Genomic DNA, 18,989 nt, shown 5'->3' on the forward strand with positions numbered 1-18,989 from the left:
ACTACCAAAGATATCATTTCCCGATTATTAAATACTCTTTTACTTTGGACCGGGTTACTTTTTTGTGGTTGCCGAAGTGATACTGGTGATCCTTTTCCAGGACAAAAACCTCTTTTTTGTGTTTCCCAAGTAGGGATGTTAACTCTTTCAGGTGCGGGTATCCGTTGCTCGAATAAGAGAGCACGATAATGCTGCTGCGAAATAAATCAAACATACGATCAAATGCTTCCACAGCTTTTGACCGGTATGAAAAAGGGGTATACTTTTTCTTTATTTTGTGGACTTTGGTATCGTATAATATTTCTTCTTTCTCCCAGTATTTGGATAGGCCTTCCAGGAAATGATATCGTTTGACGTAGCAATTATCATCCGAGCGGGGGACATAGGGCGGATCGAGGTATACCAGGTCGTAAGCTTCGGGATTTTCGATCGCGAAAATGTCCTGATTGATGGAATAATGAGTATGTCCGTTATCGAATATCAACTCGTTGAAGAGGTTAATTTGTTCTGTAAAGTGTTGCTTCATCGAAATCCTCAGGTCCCTTCTACCGTCATTATAATTTGAAAGATCTCCAGATACGGTAAATACACCCCGGGGTTGTTTTTTGACGCAGGCCCGAATCAGGCAGGTCAATGCCAAACTCTTTTTATAAGGGTTAGAGAATTCGGAAATCTGTGCATAGGTATTATCAAGAAAAAGCAGGTCTTCCGGAGTAAAAAAGATTCCTTTGAACGTCTTTTGAATAAAATCTTTTCGACCCGAATGGGGCGTTAGAAGGGATTCCATATCTTTATCATCGAGTGTGATGTGATTGTTCTCTACCGTAGCCCGGGTGAGGATGTGTGAGAAGTGTAGGAAGTCATTACTCGTGACTGATTTTCCCATAGTTTTCAGGAGGTAGGATACAGCTCCTGAACCCGAAAACCCATCGAGTGCAGTTTCGAAGGATAGATCTTTCAGAGCATGGCTAATCCATGAAAGTAACTTATGTTTACTTCCCATATATCGAAAGCGAGGATATTGTCCTGCCCGTTCTATGGGAGGATTTTCGAATAATGTTTGTTGTACTTCCACGTATTAAAAGATCAATTTGATTTGTGAAATTATAACCACCTTACCCAAAGATGCATATTTTTTACACGTATTCCAAGTTTATGAACAATAAAGGATTTCCAAGGCAAAATGTTCAGCCGATAGGTTCTTATCTTTGTTCATTCGAATTGATATTTTACCATATTTCATCTGTTGGCTAAGGTCGAACCAAAATCACTGGCATTCCGCTTGCTTTCGGGACCAAAATGGCCGGCACAATTATTATTAAGTCATTTTGCTTAACATACTATATCTTTTTCAGTCGCAAGTCCACTCACTTTAAATTCAGCACTTTCGCCCGCATTATGCTTATACGGTGTTGTGCGTTCGTATTTCTTTTCGTATAGAATCAGTTTATTCTATGGTTGTACCCCAGCATTAAATAGTACGGAATCAAAGGAGTGGTTTTGAAGTCCTGAGTTGTTATCATGCCAATATTGAGTGTGATGTCCGATTTGTTGAATGAGTAGCCAGTTTGTATACCATATTGGAAATTTCCTTCTGTTGAAGGTTCATACCAACCGTCTTTTACGTCTGTGAAGATTGATTCTTTGAAGGTTTCGGAATGTTTGAAATACGTTACAATGGCATTATCAAAAACCACCTCACCTGCCACAAACCATTTCGGTTTATAATAGCCCAATGTACCCTTTAACTCACTTCCAACGTTTTGCAATCTTACTAAGGGATTCTCATACCTTCGATGGATCCCATTCAAAGCAATACTTCCTTTCAGATTGGGTTCATTCAAGATTAAAATCTGACCTCCGATTTTTGTTTTGAAATCATCCAAAAGCTTTTCGCCTGAAGGAGTTGAAAAATTAGTGGTTAGCACTATAGGTACTTTAGTTTTGAGTTGGTAGGCGTATCCCAAACTATATGAAATACTGTAATCCCATCCAATACCAGCGATGATGATATGTTTTGAATCTTGCAGTGCATTCCAATTCAACGTTTGTGCAATACCTTTTGGATAAATGAAAAGTGGCAAAATAAAGGCTATAAATATTTTTATACCTTTCATTTGTTTTAGTTTAATGAGTTTAAATAATCAAGAACCATAGGATAGACTGAATTCCATTTGAAATATATCATTTCATGTCCGGTATCATCTATTTGAACAATATTCGAATTCGGAAAAAATGCCGCTTCTTTTTTGGCAAAGCTCAATCCATATGACTTGTTGTTTTTACCGTATAGAAAAAGGACCTTGGTTTGATATTGATTTAGATTGGTGGTAAAGTCGAACCCTTCATTTTCTGAAATATCCATAAAGGCTTGTAAAACGGTTGCTCCATTCCTCCATAAAGGAGAAGGCCCTTCAATCCCTTCGTCATTGCCTTCTGCATAGGAGAAGCTTGAAGCTATGGCCAACTTGTAATCCAGAATTTCGTGTTCGTTTTCACGTCCTGTCAGGAATTGGTCGTAATAAAGGACATCATTTGTTATTTCCGAAAAAAGGTTCAGTTTACGGCTTGCTTCCCCATACTCATCAAGGAGTTGTTTGTTGAACCCACCCGCTTCAGCGAATATAGCCCCATCAATCCTATCAGGATACGCATTGATGTAAGCTGCCGTAAGCATAGCTCCCCATGAATGACCAAAAAGGAACACCTTTTGAGAGGGAAATGTCCTGTAGTGTTTAATCACAGCCGTTAGGTCATCTAAGTAGAGTTGGATAGAATAGGTGTTTTTATCATGCCTTTGTGACAAGCCTGTACCACGCTGGTCATAGAATACTATGTAATAGCCGTCATCTGCCAATTTCTTTACGTTCAGTCCGTTTTGGTAATCAGCACCTGGACCACCATGTAGAAAAATGACAAGAGAGCTTTCAGGGTTTCCGTAGGTTTCTGCATGAAGGGTTGTCCCGTTCACAGATATGGAAGGTAAACTCGGGTCTTCTACTACGGTTTTTGGCACTAAGTTTCCCGGTTCATGAATGTCCAGCTCCTTTTCGCAGGAAATGAACATGGCACAAGCCAATCCTATGGCTGTCAGAATTTTTAAGTTCATACTTTTCAAGTTTTACATTCGGTGCAAAAGTAAGTGTATGAAGATTGCCAATCGCCCCAAAATGAAAAGTGGAACCTGTTTATTAGTTTATATGCCCGATCTTTAACACCAATACAATCAATCCCTTATGAAAATCGAACCTATATTTTGAGTGGTGACACCCTTAATCGGGCATTGTTTTGCTCTCTTTTAGGTACTCGGATGGGGATTTGCCCGTCAGGTTTTTGAAATTTCTATTGAAAGACGTTTTCGAGTTGAAGCCACATTCGAAGGCAAGCGACAAGAGTGTATATTTTTGATTGTCCGGATTGGTAATACGTTCCTTAAATTCTTCAATCCTCAACGTATTGATATAATCGAAGAAGTTTTTTTGTTCTACCGTATTGATGACTTGAGAAAGGGTGTTTGGATGAATTTCAAGTTCTACGGCAACCATTTTCAATGTTAGTTCAGGTGTAAGGAATAATTTATTTTGCTTCATCAATTTTACCAGTTCACAATGAATTGTTTTCAGTTGGAAATCCGAAAGTGCTGATTTATCATATTTGGAAACTTCGGGTGCAGCATTGGATGGCTCAGCAATTTTTTTGGATTCAAAGGCGGGAGAAAGTTCCAAAATCTGTTGATTAGTAAAAACGCCTACTTGCTTAATGCCATAATACCCAATAAAAGCCACAAACAATACTACAGATGAGAAGATAATTTCATCATCAGCAAAAAACACAAGTATCCAGATGCAAGATAAGCCGAGGACTAATCTGAAAAGCCATTGCAGGTTTATTTTTTCAATGGAGGAAAAATTGTCCTTAATCAGCTTTTTATGGTTAACTAAAACTCGCAATGACAAAAAGGTATAGGTAATGCCAGACATTACGATTCCAATAAAAATAATGATTGATATGGTTTCAAATCCTTCACCTTCATTTTGGTAAATAAGGATTTTCTCTTCAGGGTTTAGTATTAAAAAGGGAACGGTGGCAATAAAACCAATTGCAAAGGGCAAAAAATGGGGAAACATTTTTGTTTTGGCGACCTGTTCCGAGGTAAGTGTCAACGTATAAAGAAAAAGAAAAGGCCCATGCAACAGGGGGAATGGTATTTCAAATCCCAATAGGTATGGGAACTTCAAGTATTCTTTTGAGGAAATAATCGAAAATAAAAGCAGATGCACAAAAATCACACAAAGCCATGCGAAAAGTATTTTGTCTGCACCGCTCTTTCCCTTTTTCGTCAACAAAATAAATGACAAAAAGATTGTTATGGCTATCCCGATTATGTATATCATTTATTTGCAGTGTCTTTTTTTAGGTGGCGCACGAACATCCAGTATAAGAAACGTTGACATCTCGAAGGGTGACAATGTTTCTTATACCCTGTTGTGTGGTCGGTTTTTATTATTCAAGTATATCTTTTAGTTCTTTAATGAATTTCCATGATTCCTTTTCAATCTTTTCGGTTAAATTTCTTTTGTTATTAAAATTTGGTTCTTCAACAATTGTTTGGTCTATAATCGATAAGCTATCATCAATTGATTCAGCTAAATGGTATTTGTTCCAATCACTATCTCTAAAAATCTTCCAATACTTTTTTCGAATGCTTTTGTTTTGACCCGATAAGCAAATCGAAAAATACAATTCTTTATGATTTAAGATGATAACAAATTTAAGCTTTTGCTTTTTTAATTCCTCTGTTGTTAGAGAAAAGTAGGAAAAATTTGGGTCTCCTTGATAAATCTTTCCAAGCTTAAAAGTTGTGCCATACTCTTTTTGAAAAAAGAGTTTCAATTCTTTCATATAGTTTATCAATTGATGATAATCTAAGTTGTTTTCGCATTCTTGGTTTTGCGAGTTATTTTTCGACAGATTTACATTGTTAATTTCTCCAAGTTTAATATTTTCTGCTTTTTCGAGTGGAATACAAATGTCTATTATGCATTTCTGTTCAGGATGAGTTTTGTGGTCATTATGATACATTTCAAAATAATCTCCATCTCTAAATTCGTAACCATTTTCAATGACCCAAACACACATACTTTTCCACGCTTTTGAAATTTCTTCTGCTTTAATTTCAAAATGCCCAATGATGTAAAAACCCTTTTTTAGGTTATATTGCTTAATTTCTCCGGTTGTATTAATGTTTTTAGAAATTGTTACACAAGTACTAAATCTTACTTTTGAGGTTTGAGTAGTATTAGGGTTGTCATGATAAATTGTTATTGCTTTAAAATTTGAAGTATCTAATACTCTTTTTTGACCTCCCCATTCCATCAATTTTTGAAACATACTACTTGCTTTTTCAAAGTGTCCAATATTCGATATACTGGCAAGTTTTAATTCAGGAAGTTCTTTTGTCGTTATTTGTGCATTCATTTTAGTCCATTGTTTAATATTATTAATGGAACAAATGTATTTTTCTGATGAAAAAGGTTCTATACCAATCTTGCTAAGTAATTTTTTTCCCTCAGATTTAAATTTCGTTGGACTAATGCCGTAGTATTTCTTAAATGCTCTTGAAAAAGAATTATCACTATTAAAACCGTATTTATAGGCTAAGTCTTTTAAAGAAGGATTTGGTTTAATCAATACAATTGAGGCAATGCGTTCAATCCTCTTTCTATTGACGTATTCATTTAGCCTTTCGTTTACGACAGTCAAAAATACTCTATGAAAATGGTAAGCTGAATAATGGGCTTTCTTAGATAAAAATTCAAGTGATAGGTTAGTATCAAGATTATTTTCAATGAAATCCAAGACGATATTTATTCGTTTGAGGTATTCTTGCCTTGTTTCATTCATTTCATTTTTATTTTTTTTTCAAATGCCACATAACGGTCAAGTATTAGCGTAGTGCGGGATTACAAGACACTTCACTTTCGGTTTGCTGAAATGTTTGTTACTATTCACTCTTTAAATTTAGCACTTTCGCCCGCATTATGCTTACACGGTGTTGTGCGTTCGTATTTCTTTTCAATGCCATTTATCAAATGTTTTCCCGTTGAATTTATAAACACCACCTTCTGCCATTCCAAAAAGCAAGTTTTTGTTTTGGTCTTCATAAATGTCATATATCATTTGAGATGTCAATTTTGTGTCAATTATGTAGTTTGTCAGCGTTTTACCGTCAAATTTCCAAGCTCCTGAATCTCTATCTCCAAACCAAATATTTTCCTGACTATCCTCTGTAATGGAAAAAACAGCTTGTAGTCCAGTGTTTCTAGTAAACTGTTTACTTAGGGCGTTCGCTTCATAGTCATTCATTGGGATGAATTTTCCCTGCTCTTTGGAAAAGTTTATGATTGAGTTTCCACTTTTAAGCATAACGCCAATTCCATTATTACCAATCCAAAGTCTGCCTTGGGAATCTTCTAGAATACTTCTTACGTGCATTTTTTCAGAATCTTCCGTAAGTCTTAGTGTTTCATCATTAATCGTTGTAATCTCACTGCCGTTGTAGCCAAAAACACCCGCATAAGTACCCAACCAAAGCAGATCATTCTTTCCTTCTGAAATACTTGTTACAGCATATGTGCTTCCGGAAGTTATATTTTTTGAAGTAGGGAATGGCAAATAAATCAATTTTAGTCCATCATGTTTATAAACGCCTTGTTTTGTGCCAGCATTAAACCATAAATCACCGTCTTTTTTCGTCCATTTACTTTCCAAGTTTCCAATTGGAGAGTGGGTTTTAATAGTTTTTCCATCGTAACTACTCACACCATTTGCCGTTCCAAACCAAATAGTTCCGTTCTCATCTTCCTGAATGGAACGAATTTGATTGTCAGCTAATCCTTCATTGGTTGTAAAGTATTCAAATGATTTTCCATTATAAAAACTTACCCCTTCATTATGACTTCCCAACCAATAATTTCCTTTGCTGTCTTGGAAGATTGCACGTATTCCCGAGGTAAACGTTAAGGTGTCGGAATTTGAAGTGGCCACTAATTCAGGTTGGTTAATCTCCTTTTCTGTTGATTTCTTTTCAGCACAAGAAAAGTTTAGAGTCAATATGAGTATGATGTAGATCAATTCTATTTTTTTGTTCATTTCGGGTTTTTCTAATATGATACACAACGTACTAATATATCTCATTTTATCAGACATAGCCAACACTATAGGATGAATATGTCTATATTTAGTATCTTTTATTGCCAATCTACAGCTCAATCAAAGGGACTCTTTATCGTTGTGAAGGCTCTTTGTACTTACATGGGTATACACTCCCTAATGTAACTAATTAAATTCAAAGACTGACCTTTATTCATAAAATTATCTACCGAATTGTATATATGGAGGTGTTAAATATTTGAAATTAATATCATTATTCCAAATAGGATATGGCGATTCTGAAGGTGTGAATAGAAATGTTATAACCTTCTCCTTAATGCATAGTGACCCTCTATTTTTTTATATCTCCGGACTATTTGGTTTTTTCGGATAGGAGTGGACCGGGAATGGCTGAATTTTATAGGTAATAGGGTGGGGAACAGGAAGGGAGAGCGGATTGACAGGGTTTCAGTCACGTAACCTTACAGAATAGGAACCAGGGGGTCAACATACCCGCATTACATATAACCTGTGCTAGCGGCTGCCTTTTATTTTTTCGGTTCTATGGGAGCTTTTTTCTGTCTTCCCCAGGCAATAAATATAGCAGAAAGTAAAATGAATATGTTAAATCCTATTTGGTTTTCTTCTCCTCTTATAATGTGAAATATAATTGCTGAAATCATTAGAGCTATTGTGCCATAGGCAGCATATATTGTCATTTTTGGTTGAATTCGAAGTAGGGAAGGCAAGGTCAATCCGAAACCTGCTAATAAGTCAAAAATGCCTGAAATAGTAACTAATTCAGGGTTTTCTTTTATCCATAACCAAGGTAGTTCATTTGGCCGAAATAATTTCATTCCACCTGCCCAAATAAATGTTACAGCCAAAAGGACCTGAAATATCCATAAGGCAATAGTAAGCACTTTGGTTTTCATTTGATTCGTCATTGTATGTATGTTTTTAGTTTATGCAACACGAAATTATGTACATTTACTATCAAATTTATATTACTATATTGTTGGATAGCACTATCCATTAGGAAAGTAATGTGTTTAAAATTGAAATTATGTTGTCAAAAGGTGGTTGTCCAAAAACAATGCTTTCCATTAAAGATGCTCTTGAGGTTCTTGAAGGGAAATGGAAATTATTGATTTTATTTTCTTTATCTGGTGGTCCAAAACGATTTAAAGAGATAAGTAGGGAAGTTGTTGGTATAACAGATAAAACCTTATCAAAAGAACTGAAACTGTTGGTAACAAATCAATTAGTTAAAAGAGAAGTGTTTGACACTTTTCCTCCAAAAGTCCAATATTCAATCACGGAACACGGAATGTCTTTGGAAAAAGTCTTGGACGAATTACATTTTTGGGGTTTGTTTCACAGAAAAAAAATAATCGGAAAATAGCTTCTTTCGATGGGTTCTTTTCGATTGCCGATAATTGGTTTATATTACGTACCTTTCTTCCTCATTATTTCAATGTAGGTTCGTAACAGGGAATTTGCCAACGGGACCGGATGGTTATTCTCATTTTCCCCTTTTACAATCGTTTGGCACCAATCGAACCGAAATGGCTGGCACAAATTGAACCGTTGTATCCACTCAGAAAATCCGTCACCGAAAAAATAACCGCTCAAGCCGTCACCTGGCTGACGCACCGCCTCAGCCCGGAAAATAAACAAAAATTTTTACGCAAAAAAGACGGGGTGTAGTACATGGTTACTGACTAAGTTGATAAAAAGACCCGAACGGTAGAAAAATCCGGTTTTGACCTGCTAAGTAAAAAGAAGGCGGGTGCGGCAATCATTCTTCTTCATATGATAATGGCACTGTTACTTCGCCGAACTCTATACTATATTCAGTTTCATTATAATCTGCAAATCCTTCTTCCTTGAAAAATTCCCCGAGTTTTGTTTTAATTACTTTAATTGATGATTTCTCTCGATCAGAAAATTTATTCTGATTTTTTTCCAAGAATTTAATCCGTTCTGGAGCTCTAACAGGTGAATTTATCCACCATTTTCAGGAACAGCAAATAAGTTAACTGTTCCAGGTAATCGCCATAGCTTACCCCGTCATCACGAAGCACATGGACGAAGCTCCAGACTTTTGATATGATACTTGATTCTGTCATGCTGATGATTTGTTTCTGTTGAGAATGCTAATAATCAATTTTTTTACAGTGTCCATTTCTTCCGACTTGCTGGAAGCTACAAACAGCGTAAGGCTTGCCAGTGCTTCATTGCTGATAATATGGTCGCCTTCTTTATTTCGTAGCATATTGTTTCGTTCAAGGAACAGTAAAAAGGAAGCGGCTGCAATACGCTTATTACCATCGACAAATGAATGGTTCTTAATAATCAGATAAAGTAAAGTGGCTGCTTTTTCCTCAAGGGTCGGGTAGAAATCTTCATCTCCGAAACCTTTGCTGATCTGATTGATAGAGCTTTGAAAGCCCTTGTCTTTCTCTTTTCCGAAAACACCGGAGTCGAACTCAGCTTTCATTTGTTCAATAAGTTCAAGGTATTCCTCTAGTGTTTCGTTTTATAAATAAGATGCGTTATTGACGAGGCTATTTTTGGTCAGGTCGAAGAAGCGAAACCGCACATAGCCATAGCTACGTAAGGATTTCGATGATGAAGACATGGCCAAAAAAGAAACCATCAATAACGTATAGAATTTGTGAAAAGAAGCACTAGTGCTGGAAATTTTGCCTTTCTTTTGCTCAGGCCCTTTGTGTCCAGTCTTTCATGGTCGTAGTCGTCCAGCAGGTCCAGGCCTTTTGAGAATTGTTGTAACCACCCATGTCCTTCCGATGTGGCTTTTTCTTCAATGGCCCTGCTTAAAATCTGGATGCCGGTTTTCAACTGGTGGACTTCCTGTTGTTTTTGGGCCAGTCTCTTTTCGTTGATTGCATATCCTTGCACCAGATAGTCTTTCAGTTGCTGGGTAGCCCATTGACGGAATTGCGTTCCTCTTTTGGAATTCACACGGTATCCGACTGATATAATTGCATCAAGGTTGTAAAACTGTATCTTCCTGCGAACGTTTCGATTACCTTCTTTTTGAACTACCGAGTATTTCTCGGTAGTTGCTTGTTCATCCAGTTCACCTTCAGCATATATGTTTTTCAGGTGTAACCCAATCGTATCAGTATCTTTTTCAAACAATTCTGCCATTTGTCTTTGTGAAAGCCAAAGGGTATCCTGCTCTAATTTTACATGGATTTCAGCACCCGTTTCAGACTTGTATATTTCGATTTCTCCTTTATTCATCAATGGTTTTTTTCAGCTTTTACAGGGGCCATACTTTTTCCGAAGGATCTGATTTTTCAGGTAATGATATCATTTAACTAATCATTTATCCTCTCCGACCAATCACTGCCCCACCAACCAACTACTTTTATATTCCGTATTTTGTGACTCCGCATATACCCTTGCAAAATAACGATAGTATCGGAATTATGAAAATGTCCTGCCGGATGCAAACGGACACACTCCTTAAATGAGACCTGGCACTCTTGTAATGACTACTTCCTTTCCCCGACTCAGCACTCACCAACTCACCAACTCATACACTCACTGACTCACTAACCCCGATCCCGATAGCTATATGGGAGGGCAAACCTGTCTGCCTGCGAATAATGAATTTAAATGTAACCAGGCAGGCTCACCGACTAATCAACTCAAGGACCCCGAAAAACCCAGATCCAGACCCAGACCCAGACGGGCACGGCGGGCACGGAGGACAGGTGGGGGCAAGCATGGCACGCTGGGTAACTTCGTAACTCATAGCTCGCACCTCGCTAATGGCAAAAACTCACAAACTCATCCACTCAAGGACTCACCGACTAATCAGGGAGCATCCAGGCGATCCCCCGAGTCCTCGGGGTCTGCCGGGATACATGCAGGCTGATAGCACCTGTACTGGCTATACCTGCCTCAGCTGTAGCAGGCTCCGACTTCTCTAGGTTGGAAGGATTTGTCGAAATGAAGGCAGGAACAAAATCATAAGATTGAAGAATCTGTATTACTTTAGCGTTGGTTATTCGCTTTGGTTTATTAGTAATTTCAATTCTTCCTTGCTCGGCAATATGGTTTTATATCGGCTCGCAAATATATGTTCATTGTTCTCGGGTAAAGTGTATTCCACTATCGATTCGCTTTTGTTTTGGCAAAGTACTATCCCAATGGTTTTATTTTCATCTTCCAATTTTATTTCCCGGTCGTAATAGTTCACATACATTTGCATTTGTCCAAGGTCTTGGTGTATCAATTCACCGATTTTCAAGTCAATCAACACAAAACATTTTAAGAGTCTATTATAAAAAACCAAATCTATCCAAAAATGCTTGCCGTCAAAGGAAATTCGTTTTTGTCGGGCTACAAAGGTGAATCCATTTCCAAGTTCCAATAAAAAGTGTTCAAGTTTGTCAATTAATTCTTGCTCTAATTGGCTTTCCGAATATGAAGAATGTTCAGGCAACCCTAAAAACTCTAAAATAAAAGGGTCTTTTACGGCATCTTTGGGCTTTTCAAGTACCAATCCTTTTTCCGAAAGTTCTTTTACTTTGTCTTTGTCCCGACTCAATACAAGACGAGTATAAAGTGCGGAATCATATTGACGTCCTAATTCTCTTGCGCTCCAATTGTTTTTAAATGATTCAATTTCATAGAATTCACGCTCATTTTTATCATCAATCCGCATTAGTTTCAAGTAGTGTGACCAACTTAGTTTGAAGTGGGCAGACTGAGTTGGTTGAATGGATTTTTCAGGTAATGTTTGCGGGTTATTTTTCAAATCGTCAGACAGTGTCTGACCTTTTGACCTGAGTTCGATAAATTTTTAGGATTCAGAGCACTTGAGAATAGGGAGATTCGACTAAAAGGGGTGAATACATAGTGGACTATTTAGAGCTCCTTTTAGGAAGAAGATGCCTGTTTTCAAGTGTTGTTCGATAAAGTAAATTCTCAAGCTTGGATCGAGAAGGCGAATCTACTACGTTCCCTTTCTTTACTTTATCCCGATAAAGCTTCAGAAAGCTGCCACCGAATAACGGGGCAAGCCTTGTATATTCACCTTCCGCTTCCTCTGAACCTATAACTATTCGTCGAGCTCAGGTTTTTGAATAAATAAGGTAAAATTGCCTCATTTGTTTTAAGTTGGTTGCAGAAAACCCTTTCCCAAACTCACGAGTTAGAGTTTTTGATAGTTCTTGCAATAGCTTTTTTCCATATTCAGCTCTGTCTTGCCCGTTTTGTTCTTCTTCTACAATCATTCTTCCTATTTCGAAATAGGTTGTTACCATTGTCTGGTTAATAGTACGGACTACACTATTCCTTGCTGATTGTAGTAAATCTACAATTTGGGAATAGAATTTTTTATTTGTTGGTATATTGGTCATAACTTTACAATCATGGACTATGCATTCAAAATAAACTTTGAATGGCTGCTCATCCAATCCGTCAGAGAAGAATAACCACTCAGGTCATCCCGGCCAATCACGGTTGGTAAATGTTCCTCATTGCCTCAGTTCCGAAAATAAGGAAAAATTTTAACTCAAAAAAGACGGGGTACAGTTCCTGGTTACTTCAGTTCGCCTTTTTTTACGGCTATTAAAGCAGCTTTGAGGTCTTTAATCGTGCACTCAAACCATTCGCCTTCCGTGTGTTTAATGCCTTTTTGTTTCAGGTATCGATGCACATCAAAGTCTGTAAATACAGAGCCATCATTCCGCATAGCATTTTCTTCTAATACAATGCGATATTCTGCTCTTGTAGCTCCAATTTGTTCTTTGATACGTTCTTGGGCCGTACGGTTGGTGAAGCCAACTTTTGGCTGCCCTTTTCTTCCTGTATCATTGGGTAGCTCATAGGCGTATATTGTTGGAGTGGCCTCAGATTTTTTTGGAAAGAACTCTTGTTTACTCATGATCCATTATTTTTTTGAATTCCTTTTCCAATTCTTCTTTCTTGGGCAAATACAATTGATATTTACTTGCTAGTATTTGGGTATTGTTTTTAGGTAAGGCAAATTCTACCATGGTGTTGTTTTTATCGGTACAAAGCAAAATGCCTATGGATGGGTTTTCATCTTCCTGCTTTTCTGTGCGGTCGTAATAGTTTACGTACATCTGCAACTGCCCCAAATCCTGATGGGTGAGTTTGTGGGTTTTGATTTCTATTATCACAAAGCACCGCAATAGCCGATTGTAAAAGACCAGATCAATAAAAAATTCATCGTCCTCTATCTGAATGCGCTTTTGCCGAGCCACAAAAGAAAATCCATTACCCAACTCCAATAAAAAGGATTGCATATTGGTGATCAGGGCATTTTCTAAATCTTTCTCATAGTAGGCGGCTTGTGGTTTTAACCCTAAAAACTCCAATACCATCGGGTCTTTGATGATTTCTTTTGGGTTTTCCGGTTGGGCTTCTTTTTTAGCCACAGCCAGTACTTTTTCTTTGTCGTTGCTCAAGAGCAGGCGCTCATACAGCTGACTATTGATTTGTCGTTCCAACTGTCTTGAACTCCAGTTGTTGTTGCAGGTTTCTTCTATGTAGTAGCTGCGCTTATCTTCATCATCAATGCGGAGCAATAATTTGTATTGTGTCCAGTTCAATTGCGCACGCAATGCGTGCGTATTTGGGAACGTGTTGTAAAACTGCCTGCAGGTTTCCAATTGCCTGACCGAAAAGCCACTCCCAAAATCTTTTTCCAGCTCTTTGGCAAGATTCTTTATTAAAAAAGCGCCATAATCTGCACGCTCCTTGCCCTGTTGTTCTTCCTCTACAATGTGCCTACCAATTTGCCAGTACATGAGTACGCGTTCTTGGTTTACGGCTCTTACCGCATTGGCCTGAGCCCCTGCAATGATTTGCTTAACAGCTTGTATGAATGATTTAGACAGCTGACTCATAGGCTAAAATGAAATTGTGCACGCACTGCGTGCGGAATTTGTAAAAACCAACCTTTAGCTGGCCTTTTCTGCTGCCATCATTGGGTAGCTTGTAGGCGTAGATTGTTGGTGTAGCCACCGATTTTTTTGAAAAGAATTCTTTACTCATATATTTCTGATTTTAGAGTCGATAAATTCCCATTCTTCATCTGAAATTTTCCATCTCTTCCTTAAAATTTCATCACCATAAAGCTTGTCATACTGATTCAAATGTGGCACGAACATGAATTTTTCACGTTTGATATCCTGTGAAACAACAGCCTGTAACAAAAGGAAGCGTACAATTGCTACCAGCAACGAGAACTACACAAATTTCGGTAAACATGCATACATAAAAAATGGCAATCAGGAATACACAATTTCATGGTGAGTTATTTTTGTTTTCAGATTTATCTTAAACATTATTCAGGTTAATTTAACAAATAGAAAATAAATTCCAAAATGAAATGCCGATCCTCTTGATCCCCTGGCCTCGCAGTCGCATTCGTACCATTTGTTTGATCGGTGACATGGAATTTGGTTTTCCGGCCATTCCGATCCGGTTTTAAACGGTTTACAAAACTATTTAAAAAACTCCAAAACCCTACCATAAAGGGGGCAGTATACTCCGGAATAAAACCCGAAAGGGGTCAGTATACTCCGGTACGTTTTCCACATTTTTAACACTTAGGGGGTCAGTATACGCCGGAATGTCAGTTCAAACTCCCGACTTCCAACATCCCAGTCTGGGGGTCAACATACTCCGGCTTCTCCACATTTAGTGCTCCTTTGGCGCAAGTGGAACCGAAATGGCTGGCACAAATTGAACCGTTATATCCACGAAGTTTAGCAAGAGACCAAATGCTCAGCTTTAACCGTTCGGCTCGCACATTATACAGCTACAATATGGGCGGTAGTGATTCCCTTTTTAGTTAATTTCTCCATCAAACTTTTTTATAGCCTCTTTGGTAACAGGTGTAAACAAGTTCACAAGATTCCCATCAGGGTCACGGATTAAAAGGGATTTATTGCCCCAGGGCAAGGTCGTGGGTTTCTGAACTATATAATTTCCAAGATAATTAGCCAGTCTTTCATACTCTTTCTCTACATCTTCTACTCTAAATTCTATTATAGTACTACGATTATGACCTGACTGAGCAACTTTGTCTCCCCCAAAAAACTGTAATGTGTTGGTGCTGCCAATTGCTAAAGTTGCAGATTGGGTTTTAAGTTCAGCGAAGTCCGGGGTATACTTTACTGCGGGCACTCCTGTTATGTGTTCATAAAATTTTATTAAGTCATTGATGTTGGCTGTAATAATTCGGATTGATACTAAATTCATTTTGCTGTTTTTGTTAATTATATAGCAAAAGTAATCCGGGGTTATGACAGGAGTTTGTCATGGATATTAAAGTTTTTTTTGGTATTTATTTGTTTTTGAACAAATAGTATAGCTTATGACACCGGCAGGTGCCGGAAAGCATGCGATGACTTTTTCACCCCTGGAGGTGGCCCGGCACTATTTGCCTCTTACTATTCCGGAAAGTACCTTTTTTGTGTGCGAGGTTTTCAATTATTTCATATACATCCTGCCCTGCTCCTCAAGACTCTTGGCTCGCAACAAGTGGGGACAATACGACCGGATTATATATATGCATGGCGTAGAAGCCGAATGGGTAAATGGCGTATAGCACAAAGCCCCATACCAGGAACTACAATCAAGATTGGAAGGCTTAAATCGAGTGGCTCCATTTCTATGACGGAAATTAGGTCAAATTGACAAACCGCCGCACTTGGCTTGTACCGATGACTATCGGTGAGACTCGTACGCCTGGTGGTGTGCCCCGACAAGTATGCCTATGGCAAGAGGCGCACTCCGTTCAAATTATCCCGAAAGTAGCCTTCTACTGTATTACCTGCTGCCATTTTATTCAGAAGTTCAATTTTTTTGTTCAGTAAATACGGTTTTTGTAAGTTCAAGACTACCATTCCACAGGTCTTTTTGAAAATCTTTGTTATAGGAATCGATTGACGTTCTAACCACTTTACCATCTGAGAAGTAAATTCCTTTCAAGTCTTTGTATTTACCCGAATAAGCAAGATTTGCCAGATTTCTTCCTGCTTGAGCGGGCGTATGTATGTTGCTTTTGAACAAAGTCAAAACAGGAAAGATATTTTTCCATAAAAACCGCATTACAGGTGAGTATGTTTTGGCAAGTCCTGTACCCGGTGTCATTCCGGGGTCATAAGCGTTTACCCGAATATTAGTATGCTGTAATCGATTTTGTAATTCATAAACTGTCATAATGTTGCACAGTTTGGAGGTTGAATACCTTCGTTGACCCACAATATTTTGTTTTTCGGAAGTTTCTTTTGGAAAAGCAAGTTCCTGGGCAGTTGTATAAATAGGGGGTTCTATGGGGGTTTTAAGAGCCGGGTCGTGTGTTTCGCTTGAAGTAAATGTGATATGACAATCACTTTTCATAAAGGGAAGTAATTGCATTGTCAATGCAAAGGCTCCTAAGTGATTTACTCCAAAAGTTTGTTCAAATCCATCTTTGGTATATTGGGTTTTCCCAATATATTGTACACCTGCATTGTTTAACAGGATAGAAATAGAGAGACTCTTTTCCTTTGATAATTTTTCTGAAAATTGACGGATGGATTGCAATGATGCCAAATCCAATTCCAGGTATTTTAGGTTGTTATGACCTGTTTTATCTTTTATCTTTTCAATTACTTCTTTTCCTGCTTTTATATTTCTGGCAGGAATGATAATTTGTTCATTTTTGGCCATGCGTGCCATTTGTAAGGCGCATTGGAAACCAATTCCGCTGGTCGCTCCTGTAATAATTATTGAATCCATAGTTTTTGCTTTTTAATTAAATGATGGAGTAAAGTTCATCACTTTGAAAGCAAAAACTTTTGTCATTTGGCAAATAGTGATTTAAATACTCCTTCTTATTCTGCTCAGTGATGATTGGGTGATTCCCAGGTAGGAAGCGAGATAGGATAGTGGAATTCTATTAGCTAAATTCGGAAATTTCTCCAGGAAATTTAAATACCTTGTAGTGGCATCTTCTGCCAACATTGGACTTAGTTTGTTTACTTTATCAACCAATGCTTTTTCTGTTATTTTGTTGATAATGCCGTCCCACTGAATGATAGTGGCTGACAAATCGTTGAGTGATTCTGTAGCAAATACAAGTAGTGTACAATCTGTTACAGCCTGTACATATTCTGAAGAGGGGATTTTTTGATTGAAGCTGTTTATGTCCACAGCAAAATTGTTTTCATCAACAAAGTATTTGGTGATTTCATCCCCTTCGCTGTTATAGTAACATACCCGTAAAATACCTTCTTCAATAAAAGCTACTTGTTTTGGTATTTTCCCTGCTTCGGAAAAGTATTCTCCTTTTTTCAACTCCGATACATTTACTTTTCTTTTTATCAGGTCAATTTGCTGTTGATTTAATTGCCCAAATTCCAAGAGATAGTTTATTAAATGGTCCATAGACACAAATATTTGTATTATAATTTAATAGGAATTTGTCATATGGCAAAAAGTTTGGTTTTTGGCTGCAGGCAACGGTCCCGGCTATGGGTAGTGCGGTATTTCAAGGCACTTCACTTTCAGTTTGCACGAACACAAGCCAGGGCATGTCTTTATGATTTAAATTTACGAAAAAAACATTAAAGCATAGCTTGGCGGAATAGCAGCACAGACATTTCGGTTGTCCCTTAAACCCGCATTACGTATAACCTGTGCTAGCGGCTGCCTTTTATTTTTTCGGTTCTATGGGAGCTTTTTCTGTCTTCCCCAGGCAATAAATATATACCCATGACGCTTGATTTTGACCGGTTTCTGCGGAGGGAAATGCCCCCTTCCTTCATCGTCAATACTCGCCGTAGCTACGGCTATGCCTGCGTTTATCTCTTCGGCATCGTCCATTTTCCTCTGCCCATCGAGCCGGTCAAACCAAAACGCCACGGGTATAGCAGAAAGTAAAATGAATATGTTAAATCCTATTTGGTTTTCTTCTCCTCTTATAATGTGAAATATAACTGCTGAAATCATTAGAGCTATTGTTCCATAGGCAGCATATATTGTCATTTTTGGTTGAATTCGAAGTAGGGAAGGCAAGGTCAATCCGAAACCTGCTAATAAGTCAAAAATGCCTGAAATAGTAACTAATTCAGGGTTTTCTTTTATCCATAACCAAGGTAGTTCATTTGGCCGAAATAATTTCATTCCACCTGCCCAAATAAATGTTACAGCCAAAAGGACCTGAAATATCCATAAGGCAATAGTAAGCACTTTGGTTTTCATTTGATTCGTCATTGTATGTATGTTTTTAGTTTATGCAACACGAAATTATGTACATTTACTATCAAATTTATATTACTATATTGTTGGATAGCACTATCCATTAGGAAAGTAATGTGTTTAAAATTGAAATTATGTTGTCAAAAGGTGGTTGTCCAAAAACAATGCTTTCCATTAAAGATGCTCTTGAGGTTCTTGAAGGGAAATGGAAATTATTGATTTTATTTTCTTTATCTGGTGGTCCAAAACGATTTAAAGAGATAAGTAGGGAAGTTGTTGGTATAACAGATAAAACCTTATCAAAAGAACTGAAACTGTTGGTAACAAATCAATTAGTTAAAAGAGAAGTGTTTGACACTTTTCCTCCAAAAGTCCAATATTCAATCACGGAACACGGAATGTCTTTGGAAAAAGTCTTGGACGAATTACATTTTTGGGGTTTGTTTCACAGAAAAAAAATAATCGGAAAATAGCTTCTTTCGATGGGTTCTTTTCGATTGCCGATAATTGGTTTATATTACGTACCTTTCTTCCTCATTATTTCAATGTAGGTTTGTACCAGGGAATTTGCCAAT

The 18,989-nt window shown here is 37.7% G+C and carries 19 protein-coding genes and 3 pseudogenes; 4 read left to right on the top strand and 18 right to left on the bottom strand.

What is annotated here, in order from left to right; all coding sequences use genetic code 11:
- Positions 1-13: 13 nt before the first annotated feature.
- From LVD47_RS18755 to LVD47_RS18785, 7 genes are all read right to left on the bottom strand, one after another.
- The gene (locus tag LVD47_RS18755; RefSeq protein ID WP_236979637.1) at positions 14-1,075 is read right to left on the bottom strand and encodes a DNA adenine methylase; all 1,062 of its coding nucleotides are present in this window, start codon (positions 1,073-1,075) and stop codon (positions 14-16) included.
- Positions 1,076-1,442: 367 nt separating this feature from the next.
- Complete coding sequence (locus LVD47_RS18760) at positions 1,443-2,117, bottom strand: hypothetical protein (RefSeq protein WP_236979639.1); 675 nt, start codon at positions 2,115-2,117, stop codon at positions 1,443-1,445.
- A gap of 5 nt (positions 2,118-2,122) precedes the next feature.
- Positions 2,123-3,109 carry an alpha/beta fold hydrolase gene (locus LVD47_RS18765; RefSeq protein ID WP_236979641.1) on the bottom strand — a complete coding sequence of 329 codons (987 nt, stop codon included), beginning with the start codon at positions 3,107-3,109 and terminating at the stop codon, positions 2,123-2,125.
- A 163-nt stretch (positions 3,110-3,272) separates the two neighbouring features.
- Positions 3,273-4,394 (bottom strand): helix-turn-helix domain-containing protein, encoded by a 1,122-nt coding sequence (locus tag LVD47_RS18770; RefSeq protein WP_236979643.1) that lies wholly within the window; start codon positions 4,392-4,394, stop codon positions 3,273-3,275.
- A 109-nt stretch (positions 4,395-4,503) separates the two neighbouring features.
- Positions 4,504-5,904, bottom strand: a complete 1,401-nt coding sequence (locus LVD47_RS18775) for an AraC family transcriptional regulator (RefSeq protein ID WP_236979645.1) — start codon at positions 5,902-5,904, stop codon at positions 4,504-4,506.
- Between the two features lie 171 nt (positions 5,905-6,075).
- Positions 6,076-7,260, bottom strand: coding sequence for a ligand-binding sensor domain-containing protein (locus tag LVD47_RS18780; protein WP_236979646.1), 1,185 nt, complete (start codon positions 7,258-7,260; stop codon positions 6,076-6,078).
- A 440-nt stretch (positions 7,261-7,700) separates the two neighbouring features.
- A complete protein-coding gene (locus tag LVD47_RS18785) occupies positions 7,701-8,099 on the bottom strand; it encodes a DoxX family protein (RefSeq protein WP_236979647.1) in 399 nt (132 codons plus the stop codon).
- A 119-nt stretch (positions 8,100-8,218) separates the two neighbouring features.
- On the opposite strand from LVD47_RS18785, the gene LVD47_RS18790 reads away from it, so the two are divergent.
- Positions 8,219-8,557 (top strand): winged helix-turn-helix transcriptional regulator, encoded by a 339-nt coding sequence (locus LVD47_RS18790; protein WP_236979648.1) that lies wholly within the window; start codon positions 8,219-8,221, stop codon positions 8,555-8,557.
- A 110-nt stretch (positions 8,558-8,667) separates the two neighbouring features.
- On the top strand, positions 8,668-8,862 hold the full coding sequence (locus LVD47_RS18795; protein ID WP_236979649.1) for a hypothetical protein: 195 nt from the start codon (positions 8,668-8,670) through the stop codon (positions 8,860-8,862).
- Positions 8,863-9,155: 293 nt separating this feature from the next.
- Here the strand turns inward: LVD47_RS18795 and LVD47_RS18800 are convergent.
- The 8 genes and pseudogenes from LVD47_RS18800 to LVD47_RS18835 all read right to left on the bottom strand — a co-directional run.
- Positions 9,156-9,284, bottom strand: a pseudogene (locus LVD47_RS18800) (type I restriction-modification system subunit M N-terminal domain-containing protein); the annotation flags it as partial.
- Positions 9,281-9,673: pseudogene (locus tag LVD47_RS18805) on the bottom strand (type II toxin-antitoxin system death-on-curing family toxin); the annotation flags it as partial. The pseudogenes LVD47_RS18800 and LVD47_RS18805, both read right to left, overlap by 4 nt.
- 140 nt (positions 9,674-9,813) lie before the next feature.
- Positions 9,814-10,425, bottom strand: coding sequence for a virulence RhuM family protein (locus LVD47_RS18810; protein ID WP_236979653.1), 612 nt, complete (start codon positions 10,423-10,425; stop codon positions 9,814-9,816).
- Positions 10,426-11,194: 769 nt separating this feature from the next.
- A pseudogene (locus LVD47_RS18815) lies at positions 11,195-11,923 on the bottom strand (PDDEXK nuclease domain-containing protein); the annotation flags it as partial.
- A gap of 343 nt (positions 11,924-12,266) precedes the next feature.
- Positions 12,267-12,554: a DUF1016 N-terminal domain-containing protein gene (locus tag LVD47_RS18820; protein ID WP_236979658.1), complete on the bottom strand. Its 288-nt coding sequence runs from the start codon at positions 12,552-12,554 to the stop codon at positions 12,267-12,269.
- A 182-nt stretch (positions 12,555-12,736) separates the two neighbouring features.
- Entirely contained in the window at positions 12,737-13,081 is a 345-nt protein-coding gene (locus tag LVD47_RS18825) for a GIY-YIG nuclease family protein (RefSeq protein ID WP_236979660.1), read from the bottom strand.
- Positions 13,074-14,069, bottom strand: a complete 996-nt coding sequence (locus tag LVD47_RS18830) for a PDDEXK nuclease domain-containing protein (RefSeq protein ID WP_236979662.1) — start codon at positions 14,067-14,069, stop codon at positions 13,074-13,076. The genes LVD47_RS18825 and LVD47_RS18830 overlap by 8 nt, the downstream gene beginning before the upstream one ends.
- A 946-nt stretch (positions 14,070-15,015) precedes the next feature.
- A complete protein-coding gene (locus LVD47_RS18835; protein ID WP_236979664.1) occupies positions 15,016-15,429 on the bottom strand; it encodes a VOC family protein in 414 nt (137 codons plus the stop codon).
- Between the two features lie 115 nt (positions 15,430-15,544).
- Here LVD47_RS18835 and LVD47_RS18840 point away from each other — a divergent pair, with 115 nt between their 5' ends.
- The gene (locus LVD47_RS18840; RefSeq protein WP_236979667.1) at positions 15,545-15,778 is read left to right on the top strand and encodes a hypothetical protein; all 234 of its coding nucleotides are present in this window, start codon (positions 15,545-15,547) and stop codon (positions 15,776-15,778) included.
- A gap of 248 nt (positions 15,779-16,026) precedes the next feature.
- Here the strand turns inward: LVD47_RS18840 and LVD47_RS18845 are convergent, their stop codons facing one another.
- From LVD47_RS18845 to LVD47_RS18855, 3 genes are all read right to left on the bottom strand, one after another.
- Positions 16,027-16,953 carry an SDR family NAD(P)-dependent oxidoreductase gene (locus tag LVD47_RS18845; protein WP_236979669.1) on the bottom strand — a complete coding sequence of 309 codons (927 nt, stop codon included), beginning with the start codon at positions 16,951-16,953 and terminating at the stop codon, positions 16,027-16,029.
- An 81-nt stretch (positions 16,954-17,034) separates the two neighbouring features.
- Positions 17,035-17,601 carry a Crp/Fnr family transcriptional regulator gene (locus LVD47_RS18850; protein WP_236979670.1) on the bottom strand — a complete coding sequence of 189 codons (567 nt, stop codon included), beginning with the start codon at positions 17,599-17,601 and terminating at the stop codon, positions 17,035-17,037.
- Positions 17,602-17,883: 282 nt separating this feature from the next.
- A complete protein-coding gene (locus LVD47_RS18855) occupies positions 17,884-18,429 on the bottom strand; it encodes a DoxX family protein (protein ID WP_236979671.1) in 546 nt (181 codons plus the stop codon).
- A gap of 119 nt (positions 18,430-18,548) precedes the next feature.
- On the opposite strand from LVD47_RS18855, the gene LVD47_RS18860 reads away from it, so the two are divergent.
- Complete coding sequence (locus LVD47_RS18860; protein WP_236979648.1) at positions 18,549-18,887, top strand: winged helix-turn-helix transcriptional regulator; 339 nt, start codon at positions 18,549-18,551, stop codon at positions 18,885-18,887.
- Positions 18,888-18,989: the final 102 nt, after the last annotated feature.

It is taken from the genome of Membranihabitans maritimus, from assembly GCF_021729145.1.
In the GTDB taxonomy this organism is placed as follows: domain Bacteria; phylum Bacteroidota; class Bacteroidia; order Chitinophagales; family Saprospiraceae; genus Membranihabitans; species Membranihabitans maritimus.

Bases quoted from the DNA above. Each gene is read 5' to 3' on its own strand.
- LVD47_RS18770 (WP_236979643.1), bottom strand. From the start codon at position 4,394: ATGATATACATAATCGGGATAGCCATAACAATCTTTTTGTCATTTATT.
- LVD47_RS18830 (WP_236979662.1), bottom strand. From the start codon at position 14,069: ATGAGTCAGCTGTCTAAATCATTCATACAAGCTGTTAAGCAAATCATT.
- LVD47_RS18795 (WP_236979649.1), top strand. From the start codon at position 8,668: ATGGTTATTCTCATTTTCCCCTTTTACAATCGTTTGGCACCAATCGAA.
- LVD47_RS18790 (WP_236979648.1), top strand. From the start codon at position 8,219: ATGTTGTCAAAAGGTGGTTGTCCAAAAACAATGCTTTCCATTAAAGAT.
- LVD47_RS18760 (WP_236979639.1), bottom strand. From the start codon at position 2,117: ATGAAAGGTATAAAAATATTTATAGCCTTTATTTTGCCACTTTTCATT.
- LVD47_RS18855 (WP_236979671.1), bottom strand. From the start codon at position 18,429: ATGACGAATCAAATGAAAACCAAAGTGCTTACTATTGCCTTATGGATA.
- LVD47_RS18840 (WP_236979667.1), top strand. From the start codon at position 15,545: ATGACACCGGCAGGTGCCGGAAAGCATGCGATGACTTTTTCACCCCTG.
- LVD47_RS18825 (WP_236979660.1), bottom strand. From the start codon at position 13,081: ATGAGTAAACAAGAGTTCTTTCCAAAAAAATCTGAGGCCACTCCAACA.
- LVD47_RS18785 (WP_236979647.1), bottom strand. From the start codon at position 8,099: ATGACGAATCAAATGAAAACCAAAGTGCTTACTATTGCCTTATGGATA.
- LVD47_RS18775 (WP_236979645.1), bottom strand. From the start codon at position 5,904: ATGAATGAAACAAGGCAAGAATACCTCAAACGAATAAATATCGTCTTG.
- LVD47_RS18860 (WP_236979648.1), top strand. From the start codon at position 18,549: ATGTTGTCAAAAGGTGGTTGTCCAAAAACAATGCTTTCCATTAAAGAT.
- LVD47_RS18765 (WP_236979641.1), bottom strand. From the start codon at position 3,109: ATGAACTTAAAAATTCTGACAGCCATAGGATTGGCTTGTGCCATGTTC.
- LVD47_RS18810 (WP_236979653.1), bottom strand. From the start codon at position 10,425: ATGAATAAAGGAGAAATCGAAATATACAAGTCTGAAACGGGTGCTGAA.
- LVD47_RS18835 (WP_236979664.1), bottom strand. From the start codon at position 15,429: ATGAATTTAGTATCAATCCGAATTATTACAGCCAACATCAATGACTTA.
- LVD47_RS18820 (WP_236979658.1), bottom strand. From the start codon at position 12,554: ATGACCAATATACCAACAAATAAAAAATTCTATTCCCAAATTGTAGAT.
- LVD47_RS18850 (WP_236979670.1), bottom strand. From the start codon at position 17,601: ATGGACCATTTAATAAACTATCTCTTGGAATTTGGGCAATTAAATCAA.
- LVD47_RS18845 (WP_236979669.1), bottom strand. From the start codon at position 16,953: ATGGATTCAATAATTATTACAGGAGCGACCAGCGGAATTGGTTTCCAA.